Below are 16432 nucleotides of genomic sequence, written 5' to 3'. Positions count from 1 at the left end.
ACCAACATCGCGAGGCAAAACGGGGCGGACGACCCGCGCCCGCCTCGCCCTGACGCATGGGCGGCTTACTTGGCCGCCGGCGCTTTCTTTTTGGCCGGTGCTTTCTTCTTGGCTGCAGCCTTCTTGGGCGCGGCCTTTTTCTTGGCCCCACCCTTCTTGGCACCCTTGACCGGACCCTTGGCAACACGCGCATCAATGAGCGCGATGGCTGCCTCGATCGTCACATCTTCCGGCTTCACATCGCGCGGGATCGTGGCGTTGGTGGTGCCGTCGGTCACATAGGGGCCATAGCGGCCCGGCATGACCTTGATCTCGCCCCCGCTGACAGGGTGCGCGCCGAGCGTGGCGATCGCCTCGGCCTTGCCGCGCCCTGCCCCGCCCGCACCGCGATTGGCGGCCTGCGCGAGGATATCGACCGCACGGTTCATCCCCACCTCGAACACCTCGCGGGTGCTGGTGAGTTTACCATACTTGCCGTCATGCCGCAGGTACGGCCCGTAACGCCCTATATTGGCTTCGATTTCCAGTCCCGTATCGGGGTGTGCGCCGATGATGCGCGGTAACCCAAGCAGCTTGACCGCCCAGTCGAGATCGAAGTCGTCGAGGTCCTTGGGGATCGACGCGCGCTTGGCATCCTTGCCATCGCCCATCTGGACATAGGCGCCGAAACGTCCGGTCTTGCGGTGGATATCCTCGCCCGTTTCGGGGTGCTGGCCGAGCACGCCGTCATCCGCCCCACCCTCGCCGCCCGGCTGGGCAAAGCGGCGGGTGAACTTGCATTCGGGATAGTTGGCGCAGGCGACAAACGCGCCGAAACGGCCGCCGCGCAGGGACAGGCGACCATTGGCGCGACCCTCGCTCGCACACAGCGGGCAGGCACGCGGATCGCTGCCATCCTCGCGCGGGGGGAAGAGGAAATCGGACAGATATTCATCCAGCGCCTCGGTCACTTCCGAGGGCATCTTCTCCATCACCTCGTCGGCCTTGGGCTTGAAGTCCTTCCAGAAGCGCGCGAGCAGCGCCTTGTAATCCTCGCGCCCGTCGGAAACGACGTCGAGCTCGTCCTCCATCCCGGCGGTGAAATCATAGGCGACGTAATTGGGGAAGAAGCGTTCGAGGAACGCGGTCAGAAGCCGCCCGCTCTCCTCGGCGAAGAAGCGGTTCTTCTCCATCCGCACATAGGCGCGGTTGCGCAGGGTCTGGATGGTGGAGGCATAGGTCGAAGGCCGCCCGATGCCGAGCTCCTCCAGCCGCTTGACGAGGCTGGCTTCCGAAAAACGTGGCGGCGGCTGGGTGAAGTGCTGGGTCGCCTCGACCGCACGCTTGGCCGGCGCATCGCCCGCTTTCATCACTGGCAGCAGGCCGCCGTCTTCATCCTCGCTGTCGTCGAGACCCTCCTGATAGACCGCGAGGAAGCCGGGGAAGCGGATCACCTGGCCGGTGGCGCGCAGCTCGTGGCTCCCGGTCGCGTCGCGCAGCGTAACGGTGGTGCGTTCAAGCTGGGCGGCCGCCATCTGGCTCGCCATCGCGCGCTTGAAGATAAGGTCGTAAAGCTTGGCCTCGTCGCCCGTGCCGGCCCGTTCGCGGGTGAAATCGGTCGGCCGGATCGCTTCGTGGGCTTCCTGCGCGTTCTTGGCCTTGGTGCTGTAGAAGCGCGGCTTTTCGGGGCGGTAATCCTCGCTGAAACGCGCCGTGATGGCATCGCGCGCAGCGTGAATGGCGCTCATGTCCATCTGCACGCCGTCGGTCCGCATATAGGTGATCGCGCCCGCCTCGTAGAGCGTCTGCGCCAGCCGCATGGTGTGCTGCGCCGAATAGCCGAGCTTGCGCGCGGCTTCCTGCTGCAAGGTCGAGGTGGTGAACGGCGGCGCAGGGTTGCGCTTCAGCGGCTTGGTCTCGACACCTTCGACAGTGAAACGCCCGGCCTCGACCGCCGCCTTGGCCTCCATCGCGATGCCTTGCGCGCCGAGGCTCAGGCGTTCGAGCTTCACGCCCTTGAACTTCACCAGCCGCGCATCGAATTCGGTGCCGTCGTGCTGCATCCGCGCGACGACGCTCCAGTACTCATCCGCGCGGAAAGCCTCGATCTCGCGCTCGCGCTCGACGATCAGACGCAGCGCGACCGATTGCACGCGGCCCGCGCTCTTGGCGCCGGGCAGCTTGCGCCACAGCACCGGAGACAATGTGAAGCCGAACAGGTAATCGAGCGCGCGGCGGGCGAGATAGGCATCGATCAGCGGCTGATCGAGTTCGCGCGGGCGTGCCATCGCCTCGGTCACGGCCTGCTTGGTGATCGCGTTGAAGGTGACGCGCTCGACCAGCTTGGGCAGCGCCTTCCTTTTGGCCAGCAGCTCCTGCACGTGCCAGCTGATCGCCTCGCCTTCGCGGTCAGGGTCGGTGGCGAGCACAAGGCGCGAGGCCCCCTTGGCGGCATCCGCGATTTCCTTGAAGCGGCTCTGCTTGTCGCGGTAGAGTTCCCACTCCATCGCGAACCCCGCCTCCGGATCGACGCTGCCATCCCTCTCGGGCAGATCGCGGACATGGCCATAGGAAGCGAGGACCTTGAAGTCCTTGCCGAGATACTTCTCGATGGTTTTCGCCTTGGCGGGGGATTCGACGATGACAAGCTGCATGGCGCTGGAAGAGGTGTCCCTTACGTGTACGTACGCGCGAGGGTGGGGTGGCGCGGCGGGAAGCGTCAAGGGGGTTGTGCGGACATCCCTGCGTCTGACGGCATGCCGGAAGTGTCAGCGCTCCCAAGGGAGGGGAGTCAAACGCTGGCGGGAAGCGCCTCGCCAGTGTCGGCCGTCTGGTCACAGACAAGCTTGAAGGCCGCCACGCCGTAGACCGTAAGCCACACAAACCCGATCGACATCACACCATTCGTAAAAATCGACCACAGAGCGAACTCGGTGTCATCGACATATTCGACAAAATTCGAATAGATGGCCGGGACCGCTAACGAGGCGCCAAGGCAAAGGACCGGAAACAGCATTCCGACGCTCAAGGGGCGCTGCCAAGGCTCGGTCTGCGCCCAACTCCACCGCATCGAATTGCCAACGCCGTCGTAGGAAATCAGCGCTCTTGAATAGGCTGGCAGCCATCGCATTAGCAGGTAGAGTCCGGGAATGATGAAGGCCACCAACGCCAATGCGACAAGAATGTTGATAGCAATCCCCAAGGCAAAGTAAGTCCCGATGCCGGTGCGCGTTCCTTCAGGGGTCAGGCCGCCGTTCTGCATCAATCCAAGGAACAAGACGTAACCCAAACCCCAGTTGAGAAAGCTCGCCAAGGCATAAAGACCGCCTTCCTCGTAAGCATAGACATCAAGCAGGACGAAGACGGTGGTTGTGATTAGAATGTAGGACGCAACAAAACCCGGAGCGCTGCGCACCAAAGTCTTCTGTACAGCCATCAAATTGCCGAAAAATTGGCTCTTTTTCTCGTTCAATGATCTACCCACCCTAAATGAGATCGAGGCTACCCCGCCCTCCGCACTGCGCCGTCCGCCTCGCGCACCAGCTCCCCCGACAGTTCCAGCTCCAGCAAGGCCATGTGCACCTCCGCCGCGCTAGCGCCGGATTGGCGGATCAGTTCGTCGATGGCGACGGGAGCGTTGGTTAGCAGGTGCGCGATATCGCCGGAAAGGTCGGCGCGCGCCTCGCCCCATTCGAGCTTGGCGAGTTCGGCATAGTCGAACAGATCGGCGCCCTCGTTCACCCGGAAGCGCGAACGCGGCGCGCCGGTGAAGCTCTGGAGCAGTTCCACGACCTCGTCGGGCGTCTGCACCAGTACCGCGCCTTCGCGGATCAGCTGATTGCACCCCAGCGCGCGCGCATCGAGCGGGGAGCCGGGGATCGCCATCACCTCGCGCCCCGCCTCGCCCGCGAGCCGTGCGGTGATGAGGCTGCCCGATTGCGGCGCGGCCTCGACCACCAGGGTGCCCAGCGCAAGCCCGGCGATAATGCGGTTGCGCGAGGGGAAGTGCCGTCCGCGCGGCTCGGTGCCGGGGGGTTGTTCGGCGATCAGCAGGCCTTCGGCGGCGATGCGTTCCTGCAATTCGGCGTGCTGCGGCGGGTAGGCGATGTCGATCCCGCTGGCGATGACGCCGATGGTCTGCGGGAAGGCCCCTTCGTGCGCCGCCCCGTCGATCCCGCGCGCTAGCCCTGAGACGACGGTGAACCCCGCCTCGGCCAGCGCAGCGGCGAAATCGCGCGCCAGCTTGACGGCAGCGGCGCTCGCATTCCTTGCCCCTACCAGCGCCACGCAAGGCTCGCTCGCCAGCGCGAGGTTGCCCCGGCAGGTCACGATTGGCGGCGCGCTGTCCAGTTCGGCAAGCAGCGCGGGGTAATCGGGCTGATCGTGGAACAGATAGCGCGCGCCCGCACGGCGGACGGCGGCAACCTCGCGCTCGATGCTCTCGGTCGTGGCGGGGCGGTATGGCCCTCGTCCCCGGCTGGCGAGATCAGGCAAGGCATCGAGCGCCGCCGCCGCACTGCCGAAGCGGGCGATGAGCTGGCGATAGCTCACCGGCCCGATATTAGGCGAGCGCAGCAGGCGGATCCGCGCGAAGGCTTCGTTTTGCGAGAGCATTGGCTGCGACCCCTGGCTCTCCATCAGATGCAGGCTCGCATTACGGCTTGCCCGAGCCGATCTTCGGCTCCTCTCCGCGCATCAGCCGCCCGATATTGGCGCGGTGCTGGACGATGACGATCGCGGCAATCGCGATCAGCGGCGCAATCACCTGGCCGAAGCCCATGCCCCACGCCACCAGCGGTGCGGCTATCACGCTCACCAGCGAGGAAACGGAGGAAATCCGGCTGAGCGACAGGGTCGCCACCCAGATCATCGCGCAGACGAAAAACGCCGGGAAGGCGAGCGTGGCGAGCGCTCCGGCGGCGCTCGCAAAGCCCTTGCCGCCCTTGAAGGCGAGCCAGGGGGTGAAGCAATGCCCTGCCACCGCAGCGACCGCCGCGATCCCCTCTGCGCCCGGCCAGAACGCCTTGGCGACAAGGATCGGGATCACTGCCTTGGCCGCATCGAGCAGCACGGTGGCCGCCGCCAGCCCCTTGTTGCCGGTGCGCAGCACATTGGTCGCCCCGATCGATCCGCTGCCGATCTGGCGCACATCGCCCAATCCGGCCGCGCGGGTGAGGATCAGGCCGAAGGGGATCGAGCCGAGAGCAAAGCCGAGCACGGCGGCAAAAACAGCGTCCAAAACACATCTCCGTTCGGGGTGAGCTTGTCGAACCCCTGCACTTCTTCTAGCGCAAACTCAGTAGCGAAAGACAGCCCCTCGACAAGCTCGGGGCGAACGGAAGTTGTTCGGTGAACTCAGATTCCCCCATCCTGCTGTTCGATTCCGGCGTGGGCGGGCTGACCGTCTATGACGCGCTGCGCGATGTGCTTCCGCAAGCGCCGGTGATCTACGCCGCCGATCTTGCCGGCCTGCCCTATGGCACCAAGACCGAGGCGCAGATCGCCGCGCGGGTGGCAGGGTTGCTGGGGCGCATGGCGGAGCGTTACCAGCCGCGCCTCGCCTGCATCGCCTGCAACACCGCCTCCACCATCGCGCTCGGCATGGTGCGCGATGTGCTGGAGATTCCGGTGGTCGGCACCGTCCCCGCGATCAAGCCCGCCGCCGCGCTGACGCAGACCGGCACCATCGGCCTCGTCGGCACCGAGGCGACCATCCGCCAGCGGTATGTCGATGATCTCGAGGCCCAGTTTGCGGCTGGCAAGCGCTTGCTGCGCGTGGCCGCACCGGAGCTGGTGCAGGCGGCGGAAGCCAAACTGCGCGGCCAGCCGGTCGATCCGGCGCTGATCGCCGATGTCCACACGCGCCTTGCCGCGATGGAAGGCGGCGCGCAGATCGACACGCTGGTGCTCGCCTGCACCCACTTCCCGCTGCTGTCCGATGAACTTGCTGCCGCCTTCGGCGCCCATGTGCAGCAGGTCGACGGTGCTGCGGGTATCGCGCGGCGGATCGCGCATCTTCTCGAAGGGCAGAGCTTCGCCGCCACCGCCCCCAACCGCTTCGTCGTCACCGGCCCGCTCTCCGGCGCCGATGGCCTCGAAGCAGCACTCGCCGCGCGCGGGTTCGGGGAAGCCGAAGCGTTCTGATCCTTGCACCACCGCTTGTGAAACACTCGCAAAGATCGCTGTGGCAAAACATCGCCCCCGCCCCTAAATACCCGCGAAACTTTCCGCCGCCTCGGCAGTTGTCGGCGGTAGAATGAACGCAGGACATGAGGCAGCCCCGGTCAAACGGCGCGCCGTTGTGAAGAGACGCAGGCATTGAACTACGATCAGATCTTCGATCAGGCGATTGACCGGCTGCACGAGGAAGGCCGCTACCGCGTCTTCATCGACATCATGCGCAACAAGGGCGCCTATCCCAACGCGCGCTGTTTCCACGGCCACAACGGCCCCAAGCCGATCACGGTGTGGTGCTCGAACGACTATCTGTGCATGGGCCAGCACGACAAGGTCATCGGCGCGATGGAGGCCGCGCTGCACGATGTGGGCGCAGGCAGCGGCGGCACGCGCAACATCGGCGGCAACACGCACTTCCATCTCGAACTCGAAGCGGAACTCGCCGACCTGCACGGCAAGGACGCGGCGCTGCTGTTCACTTCGGGCTATGTCTCAAACGATGCGACGCTTTCCACGCTCGCCAAGCTGCTGCCCGGCTGCGTGATCTTCTCGGACGAATTGAACCACGCCAGCATGATCGCGGGCATCCGCAATTCGGGCTGCGAGAAGAAGGTCTTCCGCCACAATGACGTGGCGCATCTGGAAGAGCTGCTCGCCAGCGTTGATCTCGACACGCCCAAGCTGATCGCCTTCGAAAGCGTCTATTCGATGGACGGCGATGTCGCCCCGATCCACGCGATCTGCGACCTGGCCGAGAAGTACAACGCGCTGACCTATATCGACGAAGTCCACGCGGTCGGCATGTACGGCGCACGCGGCGGCGGCATTTCGGAGCGCGACAACGCCGCGCACCGGATCGATATCATCGAAGGCACGCTGGGCAAGGCGTTCGGCGTGATGGGCGGCTATATCGCGGCGAGCCACAAGGTGGTGGACTGCATCCGCTCCTATGCGCCGGGCTTCATCTTCACGACCTCGCTGTCGCCGGTGCTGGTCGCGGGTGTGCTCGCCTCGGTGCGGCACCTGAAAGAATCGAGCGTCGAGCGCAACGCCCAGCAGCGCGCCGCTGCGATGCTGAAGCTGAAGTTCGCCGAGGCCGGCCTGCCGGTAATGGACTCGGTCACCCATATCGTCCCGCTGATGGTCGGCGATCCGGTGCGCGCCAAGAAGATCAGCGACATCCTGCTCGCCGAATACGGCGTCTATGTGCAGCCGATCAACTTCCCCACCGTGCCGCGCGGCACCGAACGCCTGCGCTTCACCCCCGGCCCGCACCACACCGACGCGATGATGGACGAGCTGACCGAAGCGCTGGTGGAAATCTGGGACCGGCTCGAACTGGGGCTGGCCGAAGCGGCTTAAGACCTGCTGCGTCCAACAGTTTTTGCTTGCGCTCTGGTGGGTGGCAGATATCTGCCATTCCGACGATATTTCTGGGGTGCATCAATGAAAAGACGACTGTTGGCGAGTGCCGCTCTGATCCTTGTGCTGGCATCGTGCGGCGGCGATGGCGGAACCCCGACGCCAACTCCCACGCCGACGCCGACGCCGACACCCACCCCGACGCCCAGCCCCACCCCGACCTATCCGCTGTTTTCCGGACTGACGGGCAATCAGCAATTCTCCAGCGCCTGCGCCGGCACCACCGACACGGGCGGGCAGATCGGCATCCTGCCGGATGTCGGCTTCATCCGGTCGACAACTTCGCCTTCCGCGATCGATCACGATTTTCTCTCGGCAACCAGCAGCTGGCGCGTAGCGAGCCGCGCGCCCGACGGCACGAATAACACCTATACCTTCGGCCCGGACGATGTTGTCACCACGACCCAGCCCAACACGCTCGCCTATCGGCAGGTTGGCGCCAACGGCTTTGGCAACCGCTTTTCGATCACACAGCCGGTATTCGGCCCGAGCACCGCTCTGGTTAATGCCCAATATGTGAGAGCAACCCGCGTTCTGGTGCGACCGGCAAACCTCACCTCCGATGCCTTCTGCGTCATCGGCGTGCCCACGCTGCTGACCGACCGGCCGACGACCGCAATCACCTACACCCAGTTCGTCTTCAACGGTACGGCCTACATCACGGATCGGACGACAGCCGCGCGCCGCCAGTTCGCCATCAGCACGAGCACCGCGCAGGTCACCGCCAACGCAACCACCGGCGCCGTCAATGTCACGCTGACAATCGTGGGCCGTGAATTCCTTGCCGACGGCAGTCTGTCCACGACTGATACGCCGCTCGGCACCTATGCCGGGCAATCGGTCATCGACGGAACCCAGACGACCTTCGGCGCGCCGCTCAACCGCCAGCCGGATGGCTCGGTCGGCGGCGGCTTCTCGGGCTGGTTCTTTGGCCCGCAAGGCCGCGAGGCGGGTCTCGCCTTCAGCTTTCGGATCATCGACGGGAATGATGATCTGGTCTTGGGCGGCTCGCTCACCGCACGCCGCTGACCTCTTGCATTCCTCTCCCCTTGCGCTAGCCGACGAGGCCAGTTGCAAGGGAGAGAGCAATGGGCGGCACGCCTGACCAGACTTATGCCGAGGTGGTGCTCGGACGGCGTTCTATTCGCGGGTATCTCGACAAGCCCGTCCCGCGCGCGCTGATCGAGGAAATCCTCACGCTGGCGATGCGTTCGCCCTCGTCGATGAACACCCAGCCCTACCACTTCCATGTGATCACCGGCGAGCCGCTCGACCGCATCCGCAAGGGCAATACCGAGCGCATTCTGGCGGGCGAGCCCGACAGCCGCGAGTTCCGCCGAGGGGAGCCCTTTGCCGGCGTCCACCGCGACCGTCAGGTCGGCTGCGCGATCCAGCTGTTCGAAGCGATGGGCATTGCCCGCGATGACAAGGAAGCCCGGCAGGACTGGGTGCTGCGCGGCTTCCGCCAGTTCGATGCACCGGTCTGCGTCATCATCACCTATGACCGCGAGCTTTCCGGCAGCGACGATACGCCCTTTGATTGCGGCGCGGTAACCACCGCGCTGGTCAATGCGGCGTGGAGCAAGGGGCTTGGCTGCGTGATCAACTCGCAGGGCATCATGCAGTCACCCGTGGTGCGCGAACACGCCGGCATCCCGGATGATCAGGTGATCATGAAGGCGGTTGCGATGGGCTGGCCCGATCCGGACTTTCCGGCGAACCCGGTCAAGATCACCCGCCGCGACGTGAGCGAGGCGGCGCGCTTCGTGGGGTTCGACTGAGGTCGATTCCGCCTGTTCCTTTCGCTTCCCGCAGCGTATCCTCTCCCCGGTCGCGCCACTTTGGGGGAAGGAGCGCAAGATGGGCAATGTCACCGGTTTTTCCGCCGCCGTTCTGGTTGCGCTCGCGTGCACCGGGGCCACCGCCTCCTCGCCAAGTGTGGAACTGTCGGACGCGGCGTTTGCGGCGCTTGATCCGACGCGGCCCGGGCGCGCTGCTTGCCGGGGCAACCGTGCCTTCGACGCGGTCTTTGCCGATCGCCTGAAACTTGCTGCCGCCGTCGCCAGCGAGCATGGTTATGGCGCCAGCCCGATCGGCCTGTTTCCGGGCATCGCCAACTCCGACCTCCCGCTGGGCGACCTGAAGCCCGAAGCGCGCCGCTATTTCGATCAGGGTCTCGCCTTTGCCTATGGCTTCAACCACCGCGCCGCGATTGCCTCCTTCACCCGCGCGCGCGAAATCGATCCCTCCTGCGCCGAATGCTGGTGGGGCGAGGCGCTCGCGCGCGGGCCGAACATCAATGCGGCGATGGAAGCCTCGCAGAACGCATCAGCCTTGCACGCGCTGGAGCAGGCGCGAGACCTTTCATCGCAATCCGGCCCCGTCACCAAGGCGCTGATCGCCGCGCAGGCCTTGCGCTATTCGGCGGACCCGGGCGCGGACCGTGGCAAGCTTGACCGCGATTACGCACAGGCCATGCTCGCCCTTGCCCGGCAGTATCCCGAAAGCGACGATATCGCCGTGCTCGCGGCCGAAGCGGCAATGAACACCAGCCCGTGGAATTACTGGTCGGTCGATGGCGCACCGGGGCCGTTCATCGCGGAGGCGGTCGGGCTGATCGAGAAGGTGATCGCCCGCACGCCTGACCACCCGCAGGCCTCGCACCTCTACATCCACCTGCTCGAACTGCCCGATCCGGCCAAGGCCGAAGCCGCTGCCGACCGGCTCGACAAGACCGGGCCGGCAGCGCTCGGCCATCTGGTCCATATGCCTTCGCACATCTATTACCGGCTGGGCCGCTACCGGGACTCGATCGAGGCCAACAAGCGCGCCGTCGAGGCGGATGAAGCCTATCTGGCAAAAGCCGGCGACGACGGGCTGGTGCGGTTCGGTTATTACCCGCACAACGTGCATTTCCTGCTGACCTCGGCGCAGGCGATGGGCGACGTTCCGACGGTCATCTCCCAGACCGAAAAGCTCGAAAGCGTCATCGACACCAGGATCGGCCGGGACCTTTACTGGGTGCAGGCGATCTACGCCGCGCCCTATTTTGCTCACGCGCAGTATTCATCGCCCGAGGCAATCATCGCCTTGACCGCAGAGCCGCACCCGCTCGAATATGTCGAGGCGATGCGCCGCTATGCCCGCGCCGTGGCCATCGCGCTCAATCCGAAGCTGGGTGATTTCGCCGCCGAGATTTCGGCGATGGAGCGCCTTGCGATCAGCGATGCGGCCAAGACGATGGATGCGAACGGCTTTCCCGCGCCGCTGATCATCACGCTCGCCACCGAAGTCGCCAAGGGCAGGCGCGCGATGGCTGGCAAGCGGCATGGCGATGCCATCACGCATTTCGCGCGCGCCGTGGAGTTGCAGAAAGCCATCCCCTACAATGAGCCGCCGTTTTGGTACTATCCGGTCAACCAGTCGCTGGGTGCCGCCTATTTCGAGGCCGGAAGGCTGGAAGATGCCAAGCAAGCATTCCGCGCGGCACTGTTCGAAGCGCCCAATAGCGCGCTTGCCCTGTTCGGCCTTGCACGGACCGAAGCACGGCTTGGCAACCGGCCTGAGCGGCTTGCATCCGAACGCGCTTTCGAAGCCATTTGGCGCGGCGAACGGGGCTGGCTGGTCATGAACCGGATTTAGGTTGCGGTCGCTCTCCGCCGCAATCGCAGCGCGGCTGTGCCCCTAGCCCCCGCGTGGTCCCCACAGAATGATCGCAGCGCCCAACAGGCACACCGCGCCGCCGATCACATCCCAGCGATCAGGCCGTGTGCCTTCGACTGCCCACAGCCAGCCAAGGCTCGCAGCGATGTAGACCCCGCCATAGGCCGCGAAGGCGCGGCCCGCGAAGGCGGTGTCGATGCGGGTCAGCAGGAACGCGAACAGGCACAGGCTGGCGATGCCGGGGATCAGCCACAGCGGCGACTTGTCCGCCCGCGCCCACGCCCAGAAGGCAAAGCAGCCGCCGATTTCAGCGAGCGCAGCAAGGGCATAGAGCGCGAGGGTCATCGCACGAGAGGTGGAGGCAAACGGCGCATGCCGCAAGCCTCCACGCATTCTCGTATCAGCGCAAGCTGACCACGTTGTCGGTCGCCTCGCGCTTGCGGGTGCCGTTGAACAGGCTCATCATCGGCTCGTCCGCAACAGTGACGACCTGCGCGTTGCCATAGCCGTTGAAGCCGGTCTTCATCGCCGCGCCGTAAGCGCCGAGCATCCCGATTTCGATGAAGTCACCGGCCTGGATATCGGCCGGAAGCCGGAACGGGCCCTTCATGTAATCGGCATCGTCGCAAGTCGGCCCGTAGAAGGCGAAATCCGCGTCTTCTTCGATCAGGTCATCTTCCAGCGCGCGCGCGGGGAAGCGCCACGCGACGTGCGCCGCATCGTAGAGCGCGCCGTAAGCGCCATCGTTGATGTAGAGCTCTTCGCCGCGGCGCTTGTTCACCTGCACGATCATCGAGCTGTATTCGGCCGACAGCGCGCGGCCGGGTTCGCACCACAGCTCGGCGTTGTAGGCGATCGGCAGAGCTTCGAAGTGCTTGGCGATGATCGCGAAGTAATCTTCCATCGGCGGCGGTTCGAGGCCCGGGTAGGCGCTCGGGAAGCCCCCGCCCACGTCGATCATGTCGATCACGACCGAAGCCTCGGCAATCGCGGCACGGGTACGATCGAGCGCCTGCACGAAGGCAAACGGGGTCATCGCCTGGCTGCCGACGTGGAAGCACACGCCCAGCCAGTCGCAATGCTGGCGGGCCTGCTGGAGCAGCAGCGGCGCTTCGACGAGATCGCAGCCGAACTTCGAGGCCAGGCTCAGCTCCGAATATTCGCTCGACACGCGCAGGCGCACGCACAGGCGCAGGTCGCGCGGCGCTTCGCCATCAGGGGCGCGGCAGGCGTCGATGATCTTTTCGAGCTCTTCGAGCGAATCGAGGCTGAAGGTCCGCACGCCATGTTCGAAATAGGCTTCGCTGATCGCCGCCGGCGTCTTGACCGGGTGCATGAAGCACAGCACCGCATCCGGCAGGATGCCGCGCACCAGCCGCACTTCGGCAATCGAGGCGACGTCAAAATGGGTTACGCCCGAATCCCACAGCACCTGAATGAGGTCAGGCGCGGGGTTGGCCTTCACCGCATAGAGCACCTTGCCCGGAAACTTCTCGACGAAGAAGCGGGCGGCGCGCCGCGCGGCGTGCGGGCGGTTGAGGATGACGGGTTCGTCCGGACGAAGGTCGCGGACTACAGCCAGTGCGTCAGGATAGATGTGCAACTCAAGGGACCCCCAAAACGGTTCTGTTGAACCATAAAACGACAAGCTGCCTTGCGGTTTGGAAGTCCCCTTGGGGCAGCGGAAGGGCGCAATTAGGGCTTGGGGGGGGAAATGCAAACGAAAAATGCGCCCCGCCGCGCCGGAATGCGACTTTTTGAAGACAGCATCCCAAGCGCGACCGGAATGTGACTGAAATCGCCTGATTTCAGGCGATCCGCGCCAGATCAGAACTTGATCGACGGCACCTGGTCGACAGTCCCCTTTTCGCTGTCGTCGAGCCGGTGGAAGTCGGCTTCGGCGAATCCGAGCATGTTGGCAAACAGCACCGCAGGGAAGGATTCGCGCGCAGCGTTGAAACGGGCCACCGCCGCATTGAGCGCACGCCGCGCCGCAGCCAGCTTGTCCTCGACATCGCCGAGCTCGTTCTGAAGCGCCTGGAAGTTGGCCGACGCCTTGAGATCGGGATAGGCCTCGCCAAGGGCGAGCAGGTTGTCGAGCGCGCCGCGCAGCTGCGCCTCGCTGCCCGAAGACGGCGCGCCGCTGACCGCCGCATTGCGCGCGGCGATCACCGCCTGCAGCGTCTCGCTCTCGTGGCCGACATAACCCTTCACCGTTTCGACCAGATTGGGTATCAGATCATGGCGCTGGCGCAGCTGCGCGTCGATATCGGCCACCCCCTGCCGCACGCCCTGTCGCAGGCCCACAAGGCGATTGTAGATCGCGATGATCACCACCAACAGGATCAGCGTCGGCAGGATCAGCAGCCAGAAAATCGGTCCCATATTCAACCCTCTTTACGTTTCGCCCGAAATTGTGCTGCACATAGGTTAAAGATTCGCGCGGGAGAGGCAATGCGCAGCGACGTTGATGGCCTGATGCAAGGTGCATTGGGTAACTGGTTGGCCGGACAGGCCGAGATGCGCGATGGCGCAAAGGCGAAAGCCTATTCACGCTGGACGTGGGGCGCCGTGGTGCTCCTGCCGGTGCTGGCGTTCCTGTGGTTCGGCCCTGCGCTGTCAGGGCAGCTCAAGATGATCGTATCGCTCGGCGGGATCGGGCTCGCCGGCTATTGGGGTTACCGCCCGATTGCCGAGGCGACACGCGCGATCAAGATCGGGATCAATTCGGCGATCGCCCAGAGCTTCGGCGTCTCCTATGAACATGATGTCGAACCGGGCGCCGAATTTGCGGCGAGCAAGACCTATGGCCTCGTGCCTTCCTATGATCGGTCGAACTTCGAGGATCGCTGGTTCGGCACGCTCGAAGGGCATGCCTTCAACCTCTACGAAGCCCATCTCGAGGAACAGCGCGGCTCGGGCAAGAACCGCCGCTGGGTGACGGTGTTCCGCGGCGTGATTATCCAAATGGGCTTTGGCCGCAGGTTCCAGTCGACCACTCTGCTCCAGCGCGCCGGCGCGCATCGCAAGTGGCTCGGGCTCGGCGGGGTCAAGGACAGCGTCAATTTCGATGGTCACCGGCTCGATCGCGTGGATCAGGTGCACCCCGCCTTCGAGGAGGTATTCAGCCTCTACAGTGACGACCAGGTCGAAGCCCGTGTGCTGGTGCATCCGGTCTATGTCGAACACCTGTTGCGGCTGGAGCGGGCGTTTGGCGGCAAGGAGCTGCGCGCGCTGTTTGCGGGCGGCGAGGTGATCCTTGCGGTCGAGGGGCGCGACATGTTCGAGAGCGGCTCGATCGATGCCAGTTCGGACCGCGTGCGCGTGGCCGAGGCGTCGGAGCAATTTGCTGCACTTGCCGACCTTGCACTCGCGATCAACCAGAACGAGCGCGGGCGGGTTACGAACGCCGCCCCCCTGCCCGATCACTCCAGCTGAAGCTTACTGCGCCTCCGCCGCGCTGGGTTCACCCGAGGCCATCGCATAGGCATCGGGCACCAGCGCCAGCAGCACGTTCAGGTTCTCGCGGATATTGGCCATCGTCACGCCGTCATCGAGCACCTGATAGCGGGTGAAACCCAGGGTCTTGTCCTCGAAATCGGCCCAGGTGTTGAGCGCGGCCTGATCCATATTGGTCTTCGCCAGCGTCTCGAAGGTCGTGCCGGGCGGCAGATCGTAACGCACCTGCATCATGATCCCCTGGCATCCCGGAACATCGCTCAGGTCGCAAGCGGTGCCGAACATGAAGTAGTTCGTCTGATCCGGATCCTGCGCGACAACATAGACATCGCCTTCAGTGCCCTGTTCGAGAACCTGATGCCCGAGCGAGCCAACCACCGCGAGCAGATCGTCCTGCGTGACCGATTTCACCAGCCGTTCGGCAACGAAATCCTGCGCGACAGCAGGTGCGGCCGCCGCGGTCAGAAAGCCCGCCGCAGCAAGCGCCGAAAATGCCCGTATCATGGCCGATCCCCCCATCATCGCTGCACCCATCAGCTCAGCCGGTCCCTGAAATCCTCGTAATCGAAGCGCTTGATGCAGTCGAGCGCATCGGTCTCGGAGTCCCACATCCAGATCGACGGCAGTGCGACCCCGTTGAAGGTGTTGGTCTTGACCATCGAATAATGCGCCTGATCGAGGAACGCGAAGCGCGCGCCCGGTTCGGCGGCAACGGGTAGTCGGTAGTCGCCGATCACATCTCCCGCGAGGCACGACGGCCCGCCGAGGCGGATCGGGATCATGCTTTCGTCGGTCAGCTCGCCCAGCATCGCCGGGCGATAGGGTGCCTCCAGCACATCGGGCATGTGGCAGGTCGCCGAGATATCGGTGATGCCGACGGGCATCTCGTTGAAATGGGTGTCGAGCAGCGTGCCGACCAGGATGCCCGCATCCAGCGCCACGGCCTCGCCGGGTTCGAGGATGATCTGGCAGCCGGTATCGCTCGCGGCATCCTTGAGGAATTCGACCAGTTCGTCGCGCTGGTAATCGGCGCGGGTGATGTGGTGGCCTCCGCCCATGTTGATCCACTTGAGCTGGTCGAAGAACGGCTCGATCGCATCGAACACGCGGTCCCATGTGGCTTTGAGCGGCTCGAAATCCTGTTCGCACAGGTTGTGGAAGTGGATGCCCTCTACGCCTTCCATGTGCTCCTCGGTGAGCTGGTCGAGCGGGAAGCCGAGCCGCGAGCCGGGGGCGCTGGGATCGTACTTGGCAACCTCGCCCGTCGGCACCTGCGGGTTGATGCGCAGCCCGACGCTCACCGGCGCGCCGTTCGCGGCAGCATTGTCGAGGATCAGCCGCGCGCGTTGCAGCTGGTAGGGCGAATTGAAGATCACATGATCGGAAAGGCGGCAGATTTCTTCCAGCTCTTCGGGCTTGAAGGCGGCCGAATAGGTCGCGATCTCGCCGTCGTAGAACTCGCTCGCCAGCCGCGCTTCCCACAGGCCGGAGGTGGAAACCCCGTCGAGATATTCACCGATGATCGGCGCTGCCGACCACATCGAGAACGCCTTGAGCGCGGCGAACACCTTGATGTCCGCCCCGTCCGCCGCAGCCGCATCGCGCACCGCGGCGAGCACGCGGCAATTCTCCCGCAGCTTCGCGGCATCGACCACGAAGGCGGGGCTATCGACACGCGAAAGATCGAAATGGGCAAAGGCGCCCGGATCACCGGCTTTGGTCTGCATGGGTC

The 16432-nt window shown here is 64.9% G+C and carries 15 protein-coding genes; 6 read left to right on the top strand and 9 right to left on the bottom strand.

Going from position 1 to position 16432, the window contains the following annotated elements:
- Positions 1-65: 65 nt before the first annotated feature.
- The 4 genes from topA to plsY all read right to left on the bottom strand — a co-directional run bounded on the left by topA (position 66) and on the right by plsY (position 5218).
- A complete protein-coding gene (topA, locus tag BG023_RS08275; protein WP_069310028.1) occupies positions 66-2633 on the bottom strand; it encodes a type I DNA topoisomerase in 2568 nt (855 codons plus the stop codon).
- Positions 2634-2770: 137 nt separating this feature from the next.
- Entirely contained in the window at positions 2771-3451 is a 681-nt protein-coding gene (locus BG023_RS08270) for a hypothetical protein (protein WP_190315740.1), read from the bottom strand.
- A gap of 29 nt (positions 3452-3480) precedes the next feature.
- Entirely contained in the window at positions 3481-4593 is a 1113-nt protein-coding gene (gene dprA / locus BG023_RS08265) for a DNA-processing protein DprA (protein ID WP_442956763.1), read from the bottom strand.
- A gap of 40 nt (positions 4594-4633) precedes the next feature.
- Positions 4634-5218 (bottom strand): glycerol-3-phosphate 1-O-acyltransferase PlsY, encoded by a 585-nt coding sequence (plsY, locus tag BG023_RS08260; RefSeq protein WP_069310025.1) that lies wholly within the window; start codon positions 5216-5218, stop codon positions 4634-4636.
- 110 nt (positions 5219-5328) lie between these two features.
- Between plsY and murI the strand changes: the two genes are divergently transcribed.
- From murI to BG023_RS08235, 5 genes are all read left to right on the top strand, one after another.
- Complete coding sequence (gene murI, locus BG023_RS08255; protein ID WP_069310024.1) at positions 5329-6123, top strand: glutamate racemase; 795 nt, start codon at positions 5329-5331, stop codon at positions 6121-6123.
- Between the two features lie 174 nt (positions 6124-6297).
- Positions 6298-7518, top strand: coding sequence for a 5-aminolevulinate synthase (hemA, locus tag BG023_RS08250; RefSeq protein ID WP_069310023.1), 1221 nt, complete (start codon positions 6298-6300; stop codon positions 7516-7518).
- Between the two features lie 84 nt (positions 7519-7602).
- Entirely contained in the window at positions 7603-8607 is a 1005-nt protein-coding gene (locus BG023_RS14885; protein ID WP_190315739.1) for a hypothetical protein, read from the top strand.
- Between the two features lie 59 nt (positions 8608-8666).
- Positions 8667-9359, top strand: a complete 693-nt coding sequence (locus BG023_RS08240; protein WP_069310021.1) for a nitroreductase — start codon at positions 8667-8669, stop codon at positions 9357-9359.
- Positions 9360-9438: 79 nt separating this feature from the next.
- Entirely contained in the window at positions 9439-11220 is a 1782-nt protein-coding gene (locus BG023_RS08235; protein ID WP_069310020.1) for a tetratricopeptide repeat protein, read from the top strand.
- Between the two features lie 42 nt (positions 11221-11262).
- Here BG023_RS08235 and BG023_RS08230 read toward each other — a convergent pair whose 3' ends face one another.
- From BG023_RS08230 to BG023_RS08220, 3 genes are all read right to left on the bottom strand, one after another.
- A complete protein-coding gene (locus BG023_RS08230; protein WP_069310019.1) occupies positions 11263-11586 on the bottom strand; it encodes a YnfA family protein in 324 nt (107 codons plus the stop codon).
- A 55-nt stretch (positions 11587-11641) separates the two neighbouring features.
- Positions 11642-12844 (bottom strand): type III PLP-dependent enzyme, encoded by a 1203-nt coding sequence (locus BG023_RS08225; protein ID WP_069310018.1) that lies wholly within the window; start codon positions 12842-12844, stop codon positions 11642-11644.
- Positions 12845-13068: 224 nt separating this feature from the next.
- Positions 13069-13626: a LemA family protein gene (locus BG023_RS08220; RefSeq protein ID WP_150122832.1), complete on the bottom strand. Its 558-nt coding sequence runs from the start codon at positions 13624-13626 to the stop codon at positions 13069-13071.
- Between the two features lie 69 nt (positions 13627-13695).
- Between BG023_RS08220 and BG023_RS08215 the strand changes: the two genes are divergently transcribed.
- Positions 13696-14679, top strand: a complete 984-nt coding sequence (locus tag BG023_RS08215; RefSeq protein ID WP_069310016.1) for a DUF3137 domain-containing protein — start codon at positions 13696-13698, stop codon at positions 14677-14679.
- A 3-nt stretch (positions 14680-14682) separates the two neighbouring features.
- On the opposite strand, the gene BG023_RS08210 is transcribed toward BG023_RS08215, so the two are convergent.
- On the bottom strand, positions 14683-15204 hold the full coding sequence (locus BG023_RS08210) for a YbjN domain-containing protein (protein ID WP_150122831.1): 522 nt from the start codon (positions 15202-15204) through the stop codon (positions 14683-14685).
- Positions 15205-15233: 29 nt separating this feature from the next.
- Positions 15234-16427, bottom strand: coding sequence for a carboxynorspermidine decarboxylase (locus BG023_RS08205; protein WP_069310014.1), 1194 nt, complete (start codon positions 16425-16427; stop codon positions 15234-15236).
- Positions 16428-16432: the final 5 nt, after the last annotated feature.

This window comes from Porphyrobacter sp. LM 6, from assembly GCF_001720465.1.
In the GTDB taxonomy this organism is placed as follows: Bacteria; Pseudomonadota; Alphaproteobacteria; order Sphingomonadales; family Sphingomonadaceae; genus Erythrobacter.
The sequence above is the reverse complement of the archived record's forward strand: the minus strand, read 5'-3'. Positions and strand labels throughout refer to the sequence as shown.